The organism is Priestia megaterium (genome assembly GCF_046599315.1).
Lineage (GTDB): Bacteria > Bacillota > Bacilli > Bacillales > Bacillaceae_H > Priestia > Priestia megaterium_F.
On sequence record NZ_JBKIKC010000017.1, the window covers coordinates 40,980 to 59,602 of the forward strand.

Sequence of the window (18,623 nt, forward strand, 5' to 3'; positions counted from 1 at the left end):
TTTTAATCATTTCGTTTTACCCTTTGAATATTACTCTACCTTATATCCAAGGGGTAAAATATTTAAAATATAAATGACCGTCCTAGAATCTCTATATATAAAATAGTCCAAATATTCCTTAGGATAATACAGATGAATATAATGATAACGTCAATTTATCTGGAAGAATCCCTAGCTCTTTATCCAATCTTTTCTTAAAATCTTGATATATATTAATTGCTTCTATACGGTTCCCTAATTCGATATGGATAGTCATCAATTGCCGAATATATGTTTCAGAATAAGGATTGTATGTAATTAGCTGTTCAAGGGTTTCTATGCAATCATGCTGTTTATTATGATCATGGTAATAATTACATAATAGTTCTAGGATCCTCATATACTTCTTCCTTATCATTTTTGCTCTATCATTAACCCAAAGGTACCCTTCATTTTGTAAGTAATCTCCTTTATAGGCCTTCTGGAGGTTTTTTATTTTTTCAACATGCGATGGCGATGTAATCGGGTTTATTGTCTCTATGGAATCAAGTAGTTGTATATCCCATGTGAATTTATCTAATGTAAGTTTATATTTATTATCCTGAAAGGTTATAGCCTTTGGATAGCCATATTCTTTTAGTAATTGGCGCAAATAGGACATTGAGGTATGTAGATAAACCTTTGCCTTTTTATAATCGAATCCTGGCCAAAGTTGATTAAGTAGAATATCGCGGTCGACGTAAGAACCTTGATGGGTCAATAAATAAGCAAATAACTCTTTAACTTTAGCTGTTTTCCACTTAATTATGCTTCCTAAAAAAGTAACTGATAGATTGCCTAATGAATCAATTGAGAAAACGTCTTCTCTTTTTACCTTTTCCCTAGGTTTAAGATTTTGGTGTATTTTTTTATTTTCTAGTCTTTTAATCGTTTTAACAAGTCGACCCTTAATTACGGGTTTTAATAAGTAGTCGACTGAATTCAACTCAAATGCTTGGATAGCATAATCTTGATAAGCTGTTACAAAAACAATTTGAATATCTCTGTTAAAATTAATTAACTGCTCAGCTAAATCAATCCCACTTACCTCCCCCATTTCAATATCTAAAAAAGCTACATCAAATTCTAGAAGCTGTAGCTTTTCTATGAGGTCTTTTGAGTCTGTATAGGTTGCTACTACCTCTATTTCCTCAAATTCATTTAATTTCCTCTTTATAAACTCGAGGGCCAGTTCTTCATTGTCTACTATAATTACTTTGATCATACATACTTCACCACCAAATTGATTATTTATTAGGGTTGTATATCAAAAGGTAAGTCACAAAGGGATAATTACGTTTTTATAGAGGCTTTACGAAAACCAATAAAAAAAATTACTAGATCGCTGAAATTTGCATCAAATAACAGTTGTTGATAAAACCAAAGTTAATTTCACCAGAGATCGTTTCTCTGCATATTGAGCATATATATTTGATAGCTTTTATCTATAAAAAGTGTTTTTTTTATTTAATGAACAAATTATGCTTGCTAAGAGCGATACCTAATTAAGTTTGCTCTTATGTTTATTACCGTCCTTCAATATCCTTCTTGTAGAACTTAATATAAGTACCGATGAAATGAATTGACATAGTTCAAGTTGCATTCAGCTCTTAAATTCTAGAATGATAAATAAAAAGACTTGCTTTATGAAGAAAAGCAAGTTAAAAGAAAAATAATCGCGTTTGCAGTTTCCATTATAATCTAGAAAGTTTAATGAAACAATAAAACACACTTAAAATGTAATAAAAAGTGAATTCATCCATAAAAATTATTAATTTACTTTTTATGTTTTGATGACGTTAAAGTAATTTTAATGATTCAAAGAAAACTATTAACCTTATTCCTTTAACGTTTTAAAACAGAATTGGATTATGTGTCCGTAAAAGCATATGTTTACGGACTTTTCTTTTATATTAGAAATCTATCGTTTTTATTGTTCGTTTAAGTTTAGAAACGAATTAAGAACGTCCTACGAAATAAATATGCTTTTACGAACGGTTTTAATGAAATAGTAGAAAGAGAAATGCATAAAAGAGGACTCATTCGAGTCCCCTTTTATTAGATTTTTAGTTTTGTATCAGAAGCTTTGCATGGGAATGTATCCTATCTTTGAGACAGGGGGCAAAGCACCTTTTAACAGCCAGGCTTTGACTGGAGAGATAGGGATTGGGTGACCGTTTAAAAAAATACCAAAACAACAAACGCCTAAAGAGTAAATGTAAGGCGTTTGTTTGCGATGTTAAATGTACTAAGAAGCACTTAAAACGCTTTGCTCTTCTTTCTGTTCTTCTTTAATTAGTAAGACGCCTAACACTCCCATCATAGAAAAAAGGATAGGAATTATAAACGCATAATGGTAACCAGCATTTAATGACTGCTGAGGAAACAGGTCTAGTACATTTCCAAAGATAATAGGCAATAAAACGGCACTCAAAAATCCACCCATATTAGCAAACCCTGATACAACTCCCACTTCTTTCATAGGAAATGATTTACGCACTACTGCGAATGTTAAAGCGCTTGCTCCGTTTCCAAAACCGATAATAAAAAGTAAAATCACTACTAAAATAAACGAAGGTTTTACACCAGATAGTAATAACCCAACCCAGCTAAATACTACAACAATATGAACAAGAGAATAGATTTTTTTAACGGAATTTGACCTACTTGATATCCAACTGATTAAAGGTCCACCAATCATGGCTCCGAAAAGACCATACATAATAAGTTGACTTGCCTCCGCACGAGGTAAATTGAACACGTTCATTCCATATGGAACTCCCCAAGAACCAATAAATCCGATATAGGTACCGACTACTCCAAAATGGCAAAGAAACGTTGCCCACGCTTGACGAGTAGTGACCATTCTACGCAGTATCACCCATACGCCTTCTCGTATTTCAACAGAGCTTTTAGTTGTTTTAGCATTCTCTTTAAATAATTGTTTAGGTTTTGACACGAGAACAATATAAAGAAGGTAGGATACTACTATTAAAATAATTCCTATGTTAAGAAATGGAACCCTCCAACCTGAAAATGAAATCCATATGGATAAAGGCACGGTAGCTGATAGGGAACCAAGACTTCCTACCAATCCAATTAACCCTAATAATTTTACGAATTCGTTGCCTTTAAACCATTGACTCAAAATTAAAACCAAGTTAACAAAAATCATAGAATCTCCCATTCCAACTAAGAGTCGAGAGAAAATTAAAATGTATTCGTTAGGAGAAAGGCTATAGATAAGGCTGCCTATCCCAGTAAGAACCGCGCCTATAATGAGAAAACGATTAGGGCCATATCTGTCAGATAATAAACCAACGGGGATTTGAAGACCCGCATAAGCTAAAAATTGTATACTAGTCATAAAACCTATAACAGACGCTGAAACATGAAAATCTTTCATTAATTGTTCGGTAATGAGCCCTGGAGCTGTTCTTTGACTCACAATTAAATAGTAAGCCAATAAGGCGGTGCCAAAAACCACCCATCTGTATCCACTTTCCTGTTTATTCATTTTGATGTATCCTTTCTTGTATGATGTCCAAGCTTTGATAAGTTAGAATTTGGAAGGCGTTTCATAGTCCGTAATACACGTGGGATTGGCAGGCTAACAGAATGAGGATTATTTGATGCCCCTAGCCATTTGTACAAAAGGGCGAAACTAAATAATAAGTTAAACTTATCAAAATGGGCATTTAATTTAAACCAATAAAAAGGTTTCTGGATTAAAGTAGAAGCAAAAAGAATGAATTGGGATAACGGTGTGCTAGTAGGCTGAAATATAACTTATTTTTCTGTATTTCTCATACTTTATACCATTATCTAAGACCAGATTACTGAGGCTGGTTCCAAAAACACGTTAAGATCACTAATAAGAGCATCAGAAGTTGCTTAGTACTTTTACAAGAAAATATTTTAACCATTTTCTTATAGGAATACACCTTTCAATAAGTAGGAAGGTGTATTCTTAAGCTATGCTAAATCATGTAAATAGATGGCCTAATTACCTATTAAATGCAAACAAAAGTTTAAATCAGCCTCTAGATGGTTTTTCATCAGTAATTCTGCTTTTTGACCATCTCTGGCTTTAATTGCTTGATAAATTTGCTCATGTTCATCAATTAAATGAGGACGTTGATAGAAAACAACTGTTTTTCGAAAAAGGTAAATTGTAGACTGCATGCGGTCAATAATATCGATCATGACTGGATTATTACTAGCATTAACAATAATCTCATGGAAACGCTCGTTAGCAATCATAATTTCTTCAATATCCCCAATTTTTCCCATCTCAACACATTCATATAAAGAATTGAGCTCATTTTCATTTAGATAGGATGCAGCACATTGAGCCGAATAACCCTCTAATAAAATGCGGACTTGAAACATATTTCTCAAGTCTTTTTCAGTGGGCTTGACCACTTTTTTGTTTACAATAAGTCCTTCATATTCCAGTTTCCGAATGGATTCCCTTACGGGTGTTCTACTAACACCTAATTCAGCTGCTATTTTCTCTTCAACAATTTTGGTACCAGCAGATAATTCCCCATTTAAGATCCTATCACGGATGATTTCATAAGATTGACGGGCAGCAGGACGAGAACGATCACTTTTAAACACAATTTTTACCTCCATATCCCTTTACTAACTAAATGTATCTTACCAAACTTTACCCCAAAAATATAGAATACAATTTTAATTTTTTTGTATACATTTTTATTTTATTGTATACAAAAATAAAAACTATGTGTACAATAAAAATTGTAATCGTTAATTGAAAGCGATTCCACTCGAAGCACGTTGATTCATAAACGTGGAAGCAGCTTAATTTATAAGAGCTAAATATACTAAGCTAATATATCAAGGAGGAATAAAAATGGAACACACTGTTGGTTTTATTGGACTAGGGATAATGGGTAAACCAATGTCCTTAAATCTTATTAAGGCAGGAAATTCACTAACTGTTTTTGATCTTAATGAAGAGGCAGTAAACAGTCTAGTAGAGGCTGGTGCAGTTGCTGCAAATTCCCCTAAAGAAGTTGCGGAAAGAAGCGATGTTATTATTACCATGTTACCTGCTTCTAAACATGTAAAAGAAGTGATTTTGGGTGAAAATGGAGTATTAGAAGGAGCAAAAAAAGGTTCGATAATCATTGATATGAGTTCCATTACTCCTGACGTTTCACGAGAGCTTGCAACAGTAGTTATGAAAAAGGGTGTAGAAATGCTTGATGCACCTGTAAGTGGTGGCGAGCCTAAAGCTATCGATGGCACCTTAGCTATAATGGTTGGTGGTAAGGAACCGGTTTTTGAAAGCGTTAAATCTGTTTTTTATGGTATGGGAAAAGAAGTTACTTTAGTTGGTGATAATGGTTGCGGAGTGACAGCGAAACTAGCTAATCAAATAATTGTAAACCTTAACATTGCCGCAATGTCTGAAGCCCTTGTCCTAGCAGCAAAAGCAGGTATTGATATTGAAAAAATGTACCAAGCGATCCGAGGGGGGCTTGCAGGAAGTGCAGTGCTCGACGCAAAGGTACCAATGATTCTTGACAGAAATTTTATTGCTGGTGGTAGTATTGCAATCAACTTAAAAGACATTACAAATGTGATGGAAACAGCTCATGAAATTGGTGTACCACTTCCTTTATCCAGCCAATTACTGGAAATTTTTCATTCTTTAAAGGTAGATGGGAAAATAAATGATGATCACGGTAGTATTGTGAGATATTATGAAAAACTAGCAAATGTTGAAGTAAAGAGGGGTTAAGATATGAACGAAAATCTTAGATTACCTATAGAATTCCTAGAATCTCTTCCAAAGGTCAATTGTCAGGATGTAGATGTATTATTGGAAGATGCGTTAAACAGTTTAAATAAAAAAATTATTGTTCTAGACGACGATCCTACAGGCGTTCAAACTGTACATGATATATCTGTATTTACTGATTGGTCTGTGGAAAGCATTGAAAAAGGATTTAAAGAAAAACAGCCGATGTTCTTTATCTTAACAAATTCGAGAGGCTTTACAGCTGAGGAAACTGAAAAAGCGCACAAAGAAATTGCCACAAATATTTTATCAGTGTCCTCTAAACTAAATCGAGAATTTATAATTATAAGCCGTGGGGATTCAACTCTTAGAGGGCATTATCCATTAGAAACAAGCGTTTTAAAGGAAACAATTGAATTGGATTCTGAAATGATGGTGGATGGAGAAGTAATACTACCTTTTTTTAAAGAGGGAGGACGCCTAACTGTTAACAATATTCATTATGTACAGTATGGTCAAGAACTTATCCCAGCAGGCGAAACAGAATTTGCAAAAGACCGTACATTTGGCTATTCAAAGTCAGATTTAGGTGAATGGATTGAAGAAAAATCAAATGGAGAATATAAAGCCAAGAATACATTGTATATCTCCATTGAACAGTTGCGTTCACTAAATATAGAAGAAATGGTTGAACAGCTTGTTCAGGTAAACCATTTTAATAAAGTAGTTGTAAATGCTGTAGATGAAGTTGATGTAAAAATATTTACCATCGCCTTAGTACAAGCCGTGAACCAAGGAAAGAACTTTCTGTTTAGAAGTGCAGCTGCACTTCCAAAAGTCATTGGAGGAGTTACTGATAAAGCACTACTAACTAGAGAAGAATTAGTTGAGCAAGAAACAGGGAATGGTGGCTTAATAATTATCGGTTCCCATGTTAAAAAGACTACCGAGCAGCTTGAAGAGCTGAAAAAATTAAATGAAATCGAATTTATTGAGTTTAATAGTCATCTAGTTTTACATCCAGATCAATTCCAAAAGGAATGTGAGAGAGTTATCGAAATGACTGAATCCTTAATTCGCTCTGGCCGAACAGTTGCCGTTTATACAAGCAGAGAGCGACTCGACCTTGGTGAAAACAAAAAAGAAGAAGAATTAAAATTATCTGTAGCTATTTCGGATGCTGTTACAAGTATTGTCACCCGATTACAAGTTAGACCGAATTTTTTAATTGCAAAAGGTGGTATAACTTCAAGTGATGTTGGAACGAAGGGCTTGAAGGTAAAACGCGCTACTGTAGCTGGACAGATTAGACCGGGGATTCCTGTATGGAGATTAGGAAATGAAAGTAAGTATCCAGACATGTCTTATGTAATTTTTCCGGGGAATGTTGGTACGAAAAGTGATTTAAAAGAGGTTACTCAAACTTTAAATAATTGGTGAAAGTAACTTTTATCTTTTATAAAAAAGGCGTATCAGAATGCTAATTTACTATTTAAATTAGCATTCTCTAAAAAACAAAAGGGGAAGAGGAATAAGTATGCCAATAGTATTTATTTGCATAGGCGTTATACTATTACTGTTATTAATGGTGGTCTTTAAGTTAAACGCTTTCATTTCGTTGGTTATAGTTGGTTTACTAGTAGGTATTATGGAGGGGATGTCTCCAAATGAAGCGATGGCATCTATCACATCAGGGTTAGGAGGTACACTTGGAAGTCTCACCTTAGTTCTTGGTTTTGGGGGGATGCTCGGTAAGTTAATGGCTGACTCTGGAGGGGCCCAACGAATTGCTGTAACGTTGATTAAAGCATTTGGGAAAAAGAGGGTTCAGCTTGCTGCTGTCCTTACAGCGTTTATTGTTGGAATCGCTTTATTTTTTGAGACAGGTGTTGTAGTGTTAATTCCTTTAGTATTTACAATTGCAGCTGAAGCAAGTGTGCCTATTCTTTATATTGGGATGCCGGTTGTTGCTGCTCTAATAACCATGCATGGCTTTGTGCCACCCCATCCTGGACCAACAGCAGTTGCTGGAATTTACGATGCTAATTTGGGTAAGACTTTATTATATGGAATTATCATAGCTATTCCTGCTGTTATTATTAGTGGTCCTTTATATACAAAATTATTCAAAAAAGGAGATTTAGAAGTAGAGATTCCAAAAGGACTTTTTAATCCTAAACATTTTACAGAAGAAGAAATGCCTGGTTTCGGTATAAGTGTATTTACTGCTCTTATACCCGTGATACTTATCGCATTTCAAGCCATTGTAGAAATTGTTATGCCAAATTCTTCATTGGTTCCTACAGCTCAATTTTTAGGTAATCCAGGTATAGCCTTATTAATTGCTGTGATTGTTGCCATTTATACATTTGGTCTTAATCGTGGTAAGAAAATGCCGGAATTAATGGATTCTATTACACAATCCGTAAGCAGCATTGCCATGATTTTGTTAATAATCGGTGGGGGCGGTGCTTTTAAACAAGTACTGATCGATAGCCATGTGGACAAGTACGTTGCTGGTTTAATGGAAGGATCAACTATGTCTCCTTTAATTTTGGCTTGGTTAATTGCTGCAATTCTAAGGGTTGTATTAGGTTCTGCTACTGTAGCTGGTCTAACTGCAGCTGGTATCGCAGCTCCACTAGTTGCGGCAACTCATGTTAGTCCAGAACTTATGGTTTTAGCCACTGGGGCTGGAAGTATGACATTCTCCCATGTGAATGATGCAGGATTCTGGATCTACAAAGAATTCTTTAATCTAACAATTGGTAAAACAATTAAAACGTGGTCTGTTATGGTAACGATTGCATCACTTGTTGGACTAGCAGGCGTATTAGTTATAAATTTAATTTTAAATTAAGCATACAGAACTTCATAGGGCGGATATTTAAAAAGAGTAACCTATTACCTTACACATATGTCAGACAGTAAGGTAAGGTTACTTTTTTTGTAAATACTTTTCTAGTAGCTATTATGCTATCTATAGTCACGATTGTCATTCATTAATTACAAAATACAATTGATTCCTTTTTGCGCGTTATATGTAATAACTAAAACTTAATTTAATGACACATTTTAATTTTTTATATTGGCTAGATATTCAACTCTCTCGACTGAATAGAGATAAAACATTAAGTGCCCCTCATGAAATACCATAAACATGAGCACACTAAACCTATCCAATCCAAACTAGGAGGTACACAATGAAAAATCAGTCTAACAATTCTCAGCCAGCAATAGGAGATGACAGATTTAACACTGCCGGCTATACGTCTGATAAAACAAATATCAATGATGTACATGGAAAACATCTATCTAACCTCAAAGAAAAAGTTTCCATATCTGAGAACGAGGATGCTTCCTCTACGAAATAATAAAGCTCTTTCTAACGAGAACTTAAAAGGTTTCTGGTCAGTTTGAAAAGAAGGTTAATATTTATTAACCTTCTTTTTTTATTATTATAAATTAGGACAGTACCTAATAGTGTGCCTTTTACTAGTAAGCTGTACTGTTTATTACTTACAGATTTATTATAAAGAATGAGTTTTTCATCATAGTTATAATAAGGGTAAATTAAACCTATTAAGCACTCTAAAAGTGGTGAGTCCTTATGAAAAATAGGGATAAAAGACGAAATAAACGTAATTTTTTAAAGGATTACTTAAAAACAAGTTAGGTAATTGGAAATCTAGACTTGGCAAAGAGCCTACCTCTAACATGATGACTTAAGAAAATAGAAACCTCGTAAAGTGGTAGCGCAAACTCTTAGTCGGGTTACTTTTTACCTTCATTTAGAAGAAAAAGTGCAACTCATGTTATCCTAAAAGAAAAGAACAAATGACGGAGGATATAATGACAAAACGATTAGACTTACGTGTCGATTTTGCCTTTAAATCTCTTTTTGGAACGCATGGAAATGAATCTATCTTAGCTGCGTTTTTAAATGAAGCTCTACGTTTACCAGAAGAAAAGAAAATTACTACGGTTCATTTATTTAGATCCACATTTTAATAAAGAATTAATAAAGAAAACCAGGCAGATAAACGCTTTATTCTTGATGTTCATGCTCGACTAGAAGACGGAACTCGTATAAATACTGAAATTCAACTTAATAATAAACATGATATGGAAAAAGAACGCTTTACTATTGGGCTAAAATGTATAGCAGTAAAATTAAGGAAGTAATGGACTATGGGGAACTATGCCAAACCATTAACATTGTCAACTTCCGTTATTTATCTCATATCAACCATTATCACTCGGTATTTCAATTATATGAGCGCGAAGAAAAGTTGTTACTAACGGACATGTTAGAGATTCATTTTATGGAACTTCCTAAACTACTTATAAAATGGCGTAAAAAAGAAGTTGATCCAAGGGAAGACCAATTTGTACGGTGGTTATTATTACTTGAAGTATCGGAAGATGAAGAAATCACTCAAATACTGGAGGAGATTGCGATGCAAGAAGGTCAAGTATTGAAAAAAGCAATAGATGAATGGGAACGTGTCAGTCAAGATCCTGAGGTTTTACTTGCTTATGAAGCAAGTAAAAAGGCTTTATTGGATGAAAAATCTGCTTTAAGAAGAGCTGAAAACCTTGGGAAGATAGAAGGAGAGAAATTTGGAGAGAAGAGAGGAAGAGAGTTCTCTTCCTCTTTTTATAGCGTTATCATTAATATTCCACGCAATAAGTATATTAAACCATAATTCAGTTTATTTCAAAAGTTCCTTAAAAGGTGGCGTTTTCTTACGTACATGTTCGAGAATGCGGAATGAAGAAGAGTATATAAAATATAAATATATGATAACTGGTCCCTTCAGAATTTAAAGGGGCCTTTTTGTGTATGTTTAATAAGGTTGAGTAATAAATACCTGAGTTTAAGTGAGGAGGCTAATCATTCAAAAATTACGGTTTAGGCTCAATGTAAGAAGGAAACTCGGTAGGGTGGTTCATTCCTGTTACAATTAAAAGATAAGCAAACACAAAAAATATAGTAATAATTCCTATTACTATAACGAAACGAAGAAACTTTTTGATTTTTCTATGTCTGCGGAATTCATAAAAATTAATAGTATTATTCATCCTAATCCTCCTCGTCTTATTTTTTAAAAACACAGAAGAAAAAAAGGAAGATAAAGCCTCCTCACTTATAACTCATAAGATAGTTTTATCTCCCAATATACCATTATTCCAACTTTATTATACTTATAATTTAAAATTGTCTGTTATTTATGGTGTTAGTAAAATGGTACACCACATTGAGAATTAGATTGTGTTACATTGGGTTTAATAAAAAGGTTGTAAATAATAACAAAAGCAAGTATATTACACGTATAAACACATAAGCAAATTGTTATATAGCAATCAGGAGGTCTTTCTTAATGGATACAAAAGCTTCAATCGACATGGAAAAGGCAGCTCAGATCCTCAAGTTATTAGGCGATTAAACACGGCTATCAATGATGAAAATTTTACAAACAAATGAAGGTTGTGTATGTGAACTAGTTGAAATTTATAAGGCCAGTCAACCTGCCATTAGTCAGCATTTACGTAAGTTAAAAGAGATTGGGCTAGTAAAAGAGAAGAAAAAAGGTCAATGGATTTTCTATTCGATTAATCAAACCCACGAACATTATGATTTTCTAGTAAGTATACTCGATTCGTTACCCACTCAAGACGATCGTTTAATTGAATTAGAAAAACAAGGATTACGAATTAGTTGTTGTTAGTAATTGGAGGTTTACGCTTTGACATCAGTGGTTTTAGATCACTAATTTTTTTAGTGACATTAGTTTTTGTAATTCGACAACCTAAGAAATACAATCTGGTCGATTTATAGAGTTCAGTTGATGCTATAAAAGATGAGAAAACGTTCCGGTTATCAGGAATTGTCTTAAACATTTTGGTTCTTGTTTAAATATTGTCCATAATAATAAGCGACCCTATATACCGTAAACAAAGTTACTAAGGTCGCCTATACTATATTCTGGTTTATTATTTTTTTGTCTTTATCTTTATAATAAAATATCTGTAATCTCATTAATCTTCTGACAGAATTTCGCTATCATTATTAATTTGATCGAACAAATAAGTAAGGTAAGAATCTAGTTCAAATTGATTATCTTCAATAAAATCATATAACATAGAATTATTTTCTTCTCTCATTTTTAGTCACTCCAATTTAAGTTTTTTCAATTTTTATACATGATGACCATGATTCTTGTTTCGACCCATTTTTCTTAAAAGAAAGCTTACAATTAATACTAAAATGATTGATCCAATAATTGCTGGGATGATTGCAAAGCCACCAATGACCGGCCCCCAACTTCCCAAGATAAGGCCGCCTAACCAAGAACCAATAAAGCCAGCGATAATATTACCAATAATACCTCCAGGAACATCACGTCCTGTAATTAAACTGGCGAGCCACCCAATAATTCCACCTACAATTAGCATCCATAGGATTTCCATTAATAATTCCCTCCTTTTAAATCGTTTAGTTGAATTTACCCCTCACTCAAACTCATTAACCTTGTTATTTTTTTCCTGATTAGAGTTTTTCTCTTATATAAAAGGCCATCTTCTAATTTTTCGTCCGTTTCATGAAAAAGATAAACGATTAGGACAGCCATCGGCATTTAAAAACCAAGCACATATTCTATAACCATCTAATCATCACCTACTGCGATAGCTACTTAGTATCAAAAGAATAACTACTTCGTTTGGTAATCAGTATCTATTTATTTAATCGTAATGATTAAATATGCCGATGGTATGTAAAAACTAAGCATTGCTATCTTATAAACAATGACATCAATACAGGCTTTTTTTCATACTATATTTTGGGGGTGAATAAATGGCAAGAGTAAGTTACCGAAGTGCAGACATTAACTTAATGGCAAGAATGATGCGAGCAGAAGCTGAAGGTGAAGGAAGACTAGGGATGTTATATGTCGGAAATGTAATTGTTAATCGTCTTGCAGCAAATTGTTTGGACTTTAGAAATTTAAGAACCGTTTCACAAGTCATTTATCAAGTACAAGGAGGTAATTATTCGTTTGAAGCTGTTCAAAAAGGGAATGTATTTTATCAAAGAGCGAGAGGTGTTGAAAGAAGATTAGCAAAGCAGAATTTGGATTATTGGAGACAACACCCAGCGAAATTTGCTCTTTGGTATTTTAATCCACATGCTCCGTGCCCTCCAACATGGTACGGTCAACCTGCATCTGGTCAATTTAAAAATCATTGTTATTATGAACCAAAACCTGATACATGTGCTAGTGTTTATAGAGGTTAGGTTATCGAAGTGTTATGATTAATTTTGGAGTAGTATGGTGGAGCCGCGCTGCGAATCTAACATTTTAGTCGTAGGTGCTGGTAGCTATCCCTATTTATTCAATTTAACTCCTATAAATTATGTAACAGTGGTCGCTTGAAAAAAACTTTGCCCCCACCATAGCCTATTTCTTTAATCTTTGTTTTGATGTATTTTTATCTGGCGAAATAAAAAGGGAACTTCCTGGTTAGTAGGTGTTCCCTTTTTATATGAAACATAATAATCATTTATCCAGAAAATAAGATTACGAAATATGTACTTTAATTAAAACTATGCTGTTTAGCTTCACCCTTAGATGGAGGATATCTTGCGATTTCTTGTCTATTTCATAAAAAATAAACCACAGTACATTTTCCAATTCTCATCTGTTTCATGAGAAAACAAGCCCACCTTATATCATTATCTACTCCTCCACTAGTGCAGTAAGGGTTCTTTTTTATTTTTTGAGTGGACAGGCAAGCTTACTGCAGTAGCTACATAGTATCTAATCGATGTTTGATTCGTGTAAAGTGACTGCATGAAGGAAGTAAGTATAAACCATTGTAAAAAGCTTTCTCTTTTGGTTCTATACAACTATGCTATCGCCTTGAAAGGGAGGAACAAAATTTAAAATTACTCTTGTTCAACAAACAGAAGGTTCAATTATTGGATATTTTGTGAAAAATTGATTATAACTTTTAATATTGTTTAATTTATAATAAAAAGGAAAAAACTATGGCTTATTTGTTCCAAGAAGTCGCCATCTTGGGAACAAACTAATACGTAGATTATACAAAATTAGTTTTCTTGGGGAGAAACAACGATGAACCTTACACACAATAATTTAGAAAGTATAAAAAGGGAAGAAGGACAAAAGCAGTTGCTTGAAAGAAACCTTGAAGCTCATAGAAGTAGAAAAGGGATAATCAATTTTATTTGTGCTATATCCCTACTTGTAGCTATACTTTGCTTCTGCTTTCACGTACCACGATCTGTAATCATAACTGTAATCTTACTGTTTATATGTATAATCATCAAAATCGTACATAAAACGTTAGATAAAAAAATAGAGTTGCGCTTAAAACGCGTTAAACAGGAGCAAAGAAAGAGCATTTTCAAGGTGAATAAACTCTAAAATCTTTTCTATAAGCTTCTAATGATTAACATTGGATTATCTCGAAGACCATCTATTTTGTTAGAATTGAACTTGAGATAACCTAAAAATTATTTTTACTATTGTACTTTAGTATCAGGATAAAGGAATTTGGTCTATAATAAGAGATGGCGTTGTTTTCCGACATGAACTCGTCATCTCTTTAAGAGCATCTATTTTTATAATAGATACTTAGAAATATCAACGTAGCAAAAGGCGCTTGCATATAGCAAGTGCCTTTTATAATGTAAGTAACATACTAAAACGATAATTAACTTACATTTGTTGTTGTTTTTATCAATTATATAACTTTGTCTAAAAAGATATTTACATGTTTTTTAGCTGTTTTTTCTACAGAAGTACTAAAGAGCTTTTAGCTTTTAATTTTTCATCATTATTAATAGTGAAGGACGAGAGATACCTGATGGCTACTTTATTACGCTATGAAGCGAGAAATAGAAAGAACCATACAGTCATGGTATACTAATAACAAACATGGAGATGATGGAGGATATTATGACAAAACGATTAGATTTACGTGTCGACTTTGCTTTTAAATCACTATTTGGCACACACGGAAATGAATCTATTTTAGCTGCTTTTTTAAACGCAGCACTCCGTTTTCCAGACGAGAAGAAAATTCAAACGGTTCAGTTATTAGATCCTCATTTTAATAAAGAAAACCAAGAAGATAAACGTTCTATTTTGGATGTACACGCGCAGCTAGAAGATGGAAGTCGTGTCAATATTGAAATTCAGCTTAATAATAAACATGACATGGAAAAACGAACGCTCTATTACTGGTCCAAGATGTATAGTAGTCAAATGAAAGAAGGCATGGACTATGGAGAACTTTGTAAAACAATCACCATTAACATTGTTAATTTCCGTTATTTATCGCATATTCATGAGTATCACTCCACCTTTCAGTTATTTGAGCGAGAACAGAAGTTACTCTTAACGGATATGCTCGAAATTCATTTTATGGAGCTACCTAAGTTATTAATTAAATGGCGTAATAGAGAGGTAGATCCTCGAGAAGATCAACTCGTACGATGGTTATTATTACTTGAAGCATCCGAAGATGAAGAAATCACTCAGGTATTGGAGGAGATTGCGATGCAAGAAGATCAAGTATTAAAGAAAGCTATGGACGAATGGGAACGTGTGAGTCAAGATCCAGAAGTATTATTAGCTTATGAAGCACGAAGAAAAGCGTTATTAGATGAAAAGTCTGCTTTAAAAAGAGCTGAAAAAAAAGGGAAAGAAGAAGCTATAAAAGCGATGGCTATTGGAATGATTCAAGAAGGTATAGCTAACAACGTAATAAGTAAATTGACAGGTCTTTCTATAGAAGAAATTGAAATGCTTCGTCATCAATAAATTAAAAGAAGCAGTGTCTTATGTACACTGCTTCTTTTTAATAGATAATTTTTAAACAGTGAATTTTGTTGAAGTAAACGCTTCATACGCTTTTGTGGGATTGGCAAACCATTCAGCAATTTCATTTGCTTTTACTTGGTCGTGTGCACCTTGAAGTAGCAATTGAATAACATGCTCAGGTAATGGTTTCGTCATAGCGTTTGTCCATTCAGTTACCTGTTTTACATACTGTTTAGTTCGATTCCAATAAGACTCTCCTGTTTCTACGTCCCACTTAGAATTTTTATATTCCATAAGAGTTTCATACAATTGTTCCGCACAGTAGGAGGAGAGATTACAACCTTGACCCGTAATAGGATCGTTTAGAAATACACTATCGCCACAGCCCACTACCAGCTTGTTTTTAACCATGAGATATGGCTTTCGAATAATAGGTGTTAGGGCAGTTTGAAGAAAGCTATTTTCATCACATAAAGCAAAATTTTTCCCATCAATTCGATTATAAATTTCAGGAAAAAACTGTTGAGCTGTGCTCCTCATTTTAAGAGTAAACTCTTCTGCACTTTTTATTCCTTTAAATACGTCTAAATCACTGTTTGGTATTGCCATAATGAACATTATAGTAGCAGGACCGTGTTCTGTTACTGCAGGTATTTCAAACATTTCACCCAACTCAGGAAGAACCGTTACGCCTACTCCCAGAGGAGTATTTGCTTTTATACCTGTAAAATAGCCAACGATACATTTTCGCTGAGGATTTTTGAAAAGAGAAAGATCCTTTTCGGTCGAAAACGGCAAAAGAGGCCCATTTTTCCCTGTACAATCAATAACTAAATCAAACTCATCTATTAGTACTTCCACACTCTCTTTATCTACCTTTTCTAAACGGAAAGAAACTCCTTTTTCTATAAGATCTTTAATAGAATGCGAGTAATATAAACGTTGATCAACAGATAATGCCGGTTCTTGCAACTTTCCTACGAATAGTTTCTGATTTCCAATCGTAATATGAATACTCTTAATAAGGGGTTGTTCTCCCCATTTCGGCACATTAAAGCGTGTTTCACGATTCCTTGTGGGTCCGAAATGTACTTGGGTGGACATGATTCTACCTCTTTTAATCTGATCTGATGATTGACGCTCAATGACCGTAATATCAAAATCATTCCTTAAAGCATAAGCTAGGTGCAGTCCGGCTACCCCACTACCAATAATACAGAGTCTCTTTTTCAACAATCTCACTCCTTCATTAGAAAATTCGGCATTCACCAATGGATTAACGTGAATACATTAGTTACATTATTGTATTAGGCCTATGAAATTCTTTGCTAACATCTTCCTCTAAATATAACTACCATTTATTTTATTGGAATCCAATTTTTATGTAAATGATTCCTTAGGGATAGGGATTATAGACTGTAAAGTGAATTTGGGTTAATGGTTCTAGTGCCAAAAATACTTTATAGAAATAAATTGTCCGTATGATGGAACTAGTCTAATTCCCAACATATAAAAAAAGAGCACATATTTTATGACCATCTAATCATCCCCTACTGGAGTATCGTTTCTCTTTTATTTTTTGAGTAGACTAGTAAGTTTACTGAAGTAGCTACATGTATCTAAGAAATAATCACTACATTTATTAATTAGTATCTATTTCGTTAATGTTACTATGTTCATACAACGTCGATGCTCATCTATTATGTTTTTTTGGTGTAACTTTATCAATTATCGGTGCAGGTTAGTTGATGAGATTATAAATTGAATATTTACATTTATAGAGCATTTCTTTGTCATGAGAAATGCTTTTTATATTCTTCGTCAACAATAATATAATAAAAAACAATAAATTTCATGTTAAATTCGAACAGACAATAAATAAGTGAGGTGCTTTTTATGAAACAAGGAACAACACTTTTTTTAAAGATAGCTGTTATTCTTATTGGAATTCCGGTTCTTGCTTTGTGCATCTTCTTGGTGCCTAAGATTGGAAATTTTGCTGGAGAATTATATCCAGATATTGCTTGTATGAAATCTCTCGTTTTAATCGATATGTACGCGGCAGCGATACCTTTTTACTGTGCTCTGTATCAAGCTTTTAAACTTTTAAGCTATATTGATAAGAACCAGGCGTTCTCGGAATTATCGGTAAGGGGTTTAAAAAATATAAAATACTGTGCTATCACGATTAGTGCCTTGTACCTGCTAGGTATGCCACTCTACTACCTCATGGCGGAAAGAGTTGACCCTCCAAGTATCATGCCAATCGGATTGATCATTATTTTCGCCTCTATGGTGATCGCTGTCTTTGCTACTGTCCTTCAAAAAATGCTGAAAGAAGCGATTGATATAAAATCAGAAAATGACTTAACAGTCTGAGGTGATTAACATGGCAATTATCATTAATATTGATGTGATGCTGGCTAAAAGGAAAATGAGTGTTACAGAACTTTCGGAGAGGATTGGAATAACAATGGCTAACCTTTCTATATTGAAAAATGGAAAGGCAAAGGCAATTCGATTTTCAACTTTATAAGCAATTTGCAAAGCCTTAGAATGCCAACCCGGTGATATTTTAGAATAACGGAGTGATAAAGGTAAATAGCAACTTATTTCCATCATAAAAGAGCTCTCTAATCTTCATATATTAGAGAGCTCTTTTTGTATTTAAATTCTTAGTATAAATTGATGAGAATCTTCACATCCTATAAACGTTTAATCGAATTAGAAAAAGAGATCATGAATATGGCAAACAATCAAAAGAATAATTGTATAAGTAATTTAGTGGTCCCTAGTTTCGCACAAGCAGTTAATCAAATGAAACAAGAAATTGCACAAGAATTTGGAGTAGAGCTGGGACCTGATACAACTGCTCGTGCTAATGGCTCCATTGGTGGAGAAATTACAAAACGTCTTGTAGCATTAGCTGAACAACAACTTGGCGGACACAAAAAATAGTACTAAAAAGGTAAATAAAT

15 protein-coding genes and 3 pseudogenes are annotated in these 18,623 nt (G+C 33.7%); 11 read left to right on the forward strand and 7 right to left on the reverse strand.

The genetic code is table 11. The features are described 5' to 3' along the window. Positions 1 to 118: 118 nt before the first annotated feature. From ACLHDF_RS27435 to ACLHDF_RS27445, 3 genes are all read right to left on the reverse strand, one after another. Positions 119 to 1,243, reverse strand: a complete 1,125-nt coding sequence (locus ACLHDF_RS27435; protein WP_413921628.1) for a response regulator — start codon at positions 1,241 to 1,243, stop codon at positions 119 to 121. Positions 1,244 to 2,266: 1,023 nt separating this feature from the next. Further along, positions 2,267 to 3,535: an MFS transporter gene (locus ACLHDF_RS27440; protein ID WP_413921629.1), complete on the reverse strand. Its 1,269-nt coding sequence runs from the start codon at positions 3,533 to 3,535 to the stop codon at positions 2,267 to 2,269. Between the two features lie 485 nt (positions 3,536 to 4,020). Beyond that, positions 4,021 to 4,656 carry a GntR family transcriptional regulator gene (locus tag ACLHDF_RS27445; RefSeq protein ID WP_413921630.1) on the reverse strand — a complete coding sequence of 212 codons (636 nt, stop codon included), beginning with the start codon at positions 4,654 to 4,656 and terminating at the stop codon, positions 4,021 to 4,023. 241 nt (positions 4,657 to 4,897) lie between these two features. Between ACLHDF_RS27445 and garR the strand changes: the two genes are divergently transcribed. From garR to ACLHDF_RS27470, 5 genes and pseudogenes are all read left to right on the forward strand, one after another. Then, on the forward strand, positions 4,898 to 5,791 hold the full coding sequence (gene garR, locus ACLHDF_RS27450) for a 2-hydroxy-3-oxopropionate reductase (RefSeq protein WP_413921631.1): 894 nt from the start codon (positions 4,898 to 4,900) through the stop codon (positions 5,789 to 5,791). A 3-nt stretch (positions 5,792 to 5,794) separates the two neighbouring features. Next, entirely contained in the window at positions 5,795 to 7,231 is a 1,437-nt protein-coding gene (locus tag ACLHDF_RS27455) for a four-carbon acid sugar kinase family protein (protein WP_413921632.1), read from the forward strand. A 97-nt stretch (positions 7,232 to 7,328) separates the two neighbouring features. Further along, positions 7,329 to 8,651 (forward strand): gluconate:H+ symporter, encoded by a 1,323-nt coding sequence (locus tag ACLHDF_RS27460; RefSeq protein WP_413921633.1) that lies wholly within the window; start codon positions 7,329 to 7,331, stop codon positions 8,649 to 8,651. A gap of 343 nt (positions 8,652 to 8,994) precedes the next feature. After that, positions 8,995 to 9,165: a hypothetical protein gene (locus tag ACLHDF_RS27465; RefSeq protein ID WP_413921634.1), complete on the forward strand. Its 171-nt coding sequence runs from the start codon at positions 8,995 to 8,997 to the stop codon at positions 9,163 to 9,165. Positions 9,166 to 9,643: 478 nt separating this feature from the next. After that, a pseudogene (locus ACLHDF_RS27470) lies at positions 9,644 to 10,500 on the forward strand (Rpn family recombination-promoting nuclease/putative transposase). A gap of 199 nt (positions 10,501 to 10,699) precedes the next feature. On the opposite strand, the gene ACLHDF_RS27475 reads toward ACLHDF_RS27470, so the two are convergent. Next, positions 10,700 to 10,876 (reverse strand): hypothetical protein, encoded by a 177-nt coding sequence (locus ACLHDF_RS27475; protein WP_413921635.1) that lies wholly within the window; start codon positions 10,874 to 10,876, stop codon positions 10,700 to 10,702. Between the two features lie 299 nt (positions 10,877 to 11,175). Here ACLHDF_RS27475 and ACLHDF_RS27480 point away from each other — a divergent pair. After that, positions 11,176 to 11,523: pseudogene (locus tag ACLHDF_RS27480) on the forward strand (ArsR/SmtB family transcription factor). 310 nt (positions 11,524 to 11,833) lie between these two features. Here the strand turns inward: ACLHDF_RS27480 and ACLHDF_RS27485 are convergent. Then, positions 11,834 to 11,959, reverse strand: coding sequence for a hypothetical protein (locus ACLHDF_RS27485; RefSeq protein ID WP_353636122.1), 126 nt, complete (start codon positions 11,957 to 11,959; stop codon positions 11,834 to 11,836). 33 nt (positions 11,960 to 11,992) lie between these two features. Further along, positions 11,993 to 12,265, reverse strand: coding sequence for a GlsB/YeaQ/YmgE family stress response membrane protein (locus ACLHDF_RS27490; protein ID WP_413921636.1), 273 nt, complete (start codon positions 12,263 to 12,265; stop codon positions 11,993 to 11,995). Positions 12,266 to 12,650: 385 nt separating this feature from the next. Between ACLHDF_RS27490 and ACLHDF_RS27495 the strand changes: the two genes are divergently transcribed. Together ACLHDF_RS27495 and ACLHDF_RS27500 are read left to right on the forward strand one after the other, a co-directional pair. Then, on the forward strand, positions 12,651 to 13,091 hold the full coding sequence (locus ACLHDF_RS27495; RefSeq protein WP_413921637.1) for a cell wall hydrolase: 441 nt from the start codon (positions 12,651 to 12,653) through the stop codon (positions 13,089 to 13,091). A 1,687-nt stretch (positions 13,092 to 14,778) separates the two neighbouring features. After that, on the forward strand, positions 14,779 to 15,645 hold the full coding sequence (locus ACLHDF_RS27500) for an Rpn family recombination-promoting nuclease/putative transposase (RefSeq protein WP_413921638.1): 867 nt from the start codon (positions 14,779 to 14,781) through the stop codon (positions 15,643 to 15,645). Positions 15,646 to 15,696: 51 nt separating this feature from the next. Here the strand turns inward: ACLHDF_RS27500 and ACLHDF_RS27505 are convergent, their stop codons facing one another. Further along, the gene (locus ACLHDF_RS27505; protein ID WP_413921668.1) at positions 15,697 to 16,887 is read right to left on the reverse strand and encodes a styrene monooxygenase/indole monooxygenase family protein; all 1,191 of its coding nucleotides are present in this window, start codon (positions 16,885 to 16,887) and stop codon (positions 15,697 to 15,699) included. 654 nt (positions 16,888 to 17,541) lie between these two features. Between ACLHDF_RS27505 and ACLHDF_RS27510 the strand changes: the two genes are divergently transcribed. From ACLHDF_RS27510 to ACLHDF_RS27520, 3 genes and pseudogenes are all read left to right on the forward strand, one after another. Beyond that, positions 17,542 to 18,024, forward strand: a complete 483-nt coding sequence (locus ACLHDF_RS27510) for a DUF2975 domain-containing protein (RefSeq protein ID WP_413921639.1) — start codon at positions 17,542 to 17,544, stop codon at positions 18,022 to 18,024. A gap of 37 nt (positions 18,025 to 18,061) precedes the next feature. After that, positions 18,062 to 18,229, forward strand: a pseudogene (locus ACLHDF_RS27515) (helix-turn-helix domain-containing protein). Between the two features lie 161 nt (positions 18,230 to 18,390). Beyond that, positions 18,391 to 18,603, forward strand: a complete 213-nt coding sequence (locus ACLHDF_RS27520; protein ID WP_413921640.1) for a small, acid-soluble spore protein, alpha/beta type — start codon at positions 18,391 to 18,393, stop codon at positions 18,601 to 18,603. Positions 18,604 to 18,623 lie beyond the last annotated feature (20 nt).

What these genes read in the sequence shown, in the direction of transcription:
- ACLHDF_RS27435 (WP_413921628.1), bottom strand. Translation starts at nt 1,243, where the DNA reads ATGATCAAAGTAATTATAGTAGACAATGAAGAACTGGCCCTCGAGTTT.
- ACLHDF_RS27440 (WP_413921629.1), bottom strand. Translation starts at nt 3,535, where the DNA reads ATGAATAAACAGGAAAGTGGATACAGATGGGTGGTTTTTGGCACCGCC.
- ACLHDF_RS27445 (WP_413921630.1), bottom strand. Translation starts at nt 4,656, where the DNA reads ATGGAGGTAAAAATTGTGTTTAAAAGTGATCGTTCTCGTCCTGCTGCC.
- garR (WP_413921631.1), top strand. Translation starts at nt 4,898, where the DNA reads ATGGAACACACTGTTGGTTTTATTGGACTAGGGATAATGGGTAAACCA.
- ACLHDF_RS27455 (WP_413921632.1), top strand. Translation starts at nt 5,795, where the DNA reads ATGAACGAAAATCTTAGATTACCTATAGAATTCCTAGAATCTCTTCCA.
- ACLHDF_RS27460 (WP_413921633.1), top strand. Translation starts at nt 7,329, where the DNA reads ATGCCAATAGTATTTATTTGCATAGGCGTTATACTATTACTGTTATTA.
- ACLHDF_RS27465 (WP_413921634.1), top strand. Translation starts at nt 8,995, where the DNA reads ATGAAAAATCAGTCTAACAATTCTCAGCCAGCAATAGGAGATGACAGA.
- ACLHDF_RS27475 (WP_413921635.1), bottom strand. Translation starts at nt 10,876, where the DNA reads ATGAATAATACTATTAATTTTTATGAATTCCGCAGACATAGAAAAATC.
- ACLHDF_RS27485 (WP_353636122.1), bottom strand. Translation starts at nt 11,959, where the DNA reads ATGAGAGAAGAAAATAATTCTATGTTATATGATTTTATTGAAGATAAT.
- ACLHDF_RS27490 (WP_413921636.1), bottom strand. Translation starts at nt 12,265, where the DNA reads ATGGAAATCCTATGGATGCTAATTGTAGGTGGAATTATTGGGTGGCTC.
- ACLHDF_RS27495 (WP_413921637.1), top strand. Translation starts at nt 12,651, where the DNA reads ATGGCAAGAGTAAGTTACCGAAGTGCAGACATTAACTTAATGGCAAGA.
- ACLHDF_RS27500 (WP_413921638.1), top strand. Translation starts at nt 14,779, where the DNA reads ATGACAAAACGATTAGATTTACGTGTCGACTTTGCTTTTAAATCACTA.
- ACLHDF_RS27510 (WP_413921639.1), top strand. Translation starts at nt 17,542, where the DNA reads ATGAAACAAGGAACAACACTTTTTTTAAAGATAGCTGTTATTCTTATT.
- ACLHDF_RS27520 (WP_413921640.1), top strand. Translation starts at nt 18,391, where the DNA reads ATGGCAAACAATCAAAAGAATAATTGTATAAGTAATTTAGTGGTCCCT.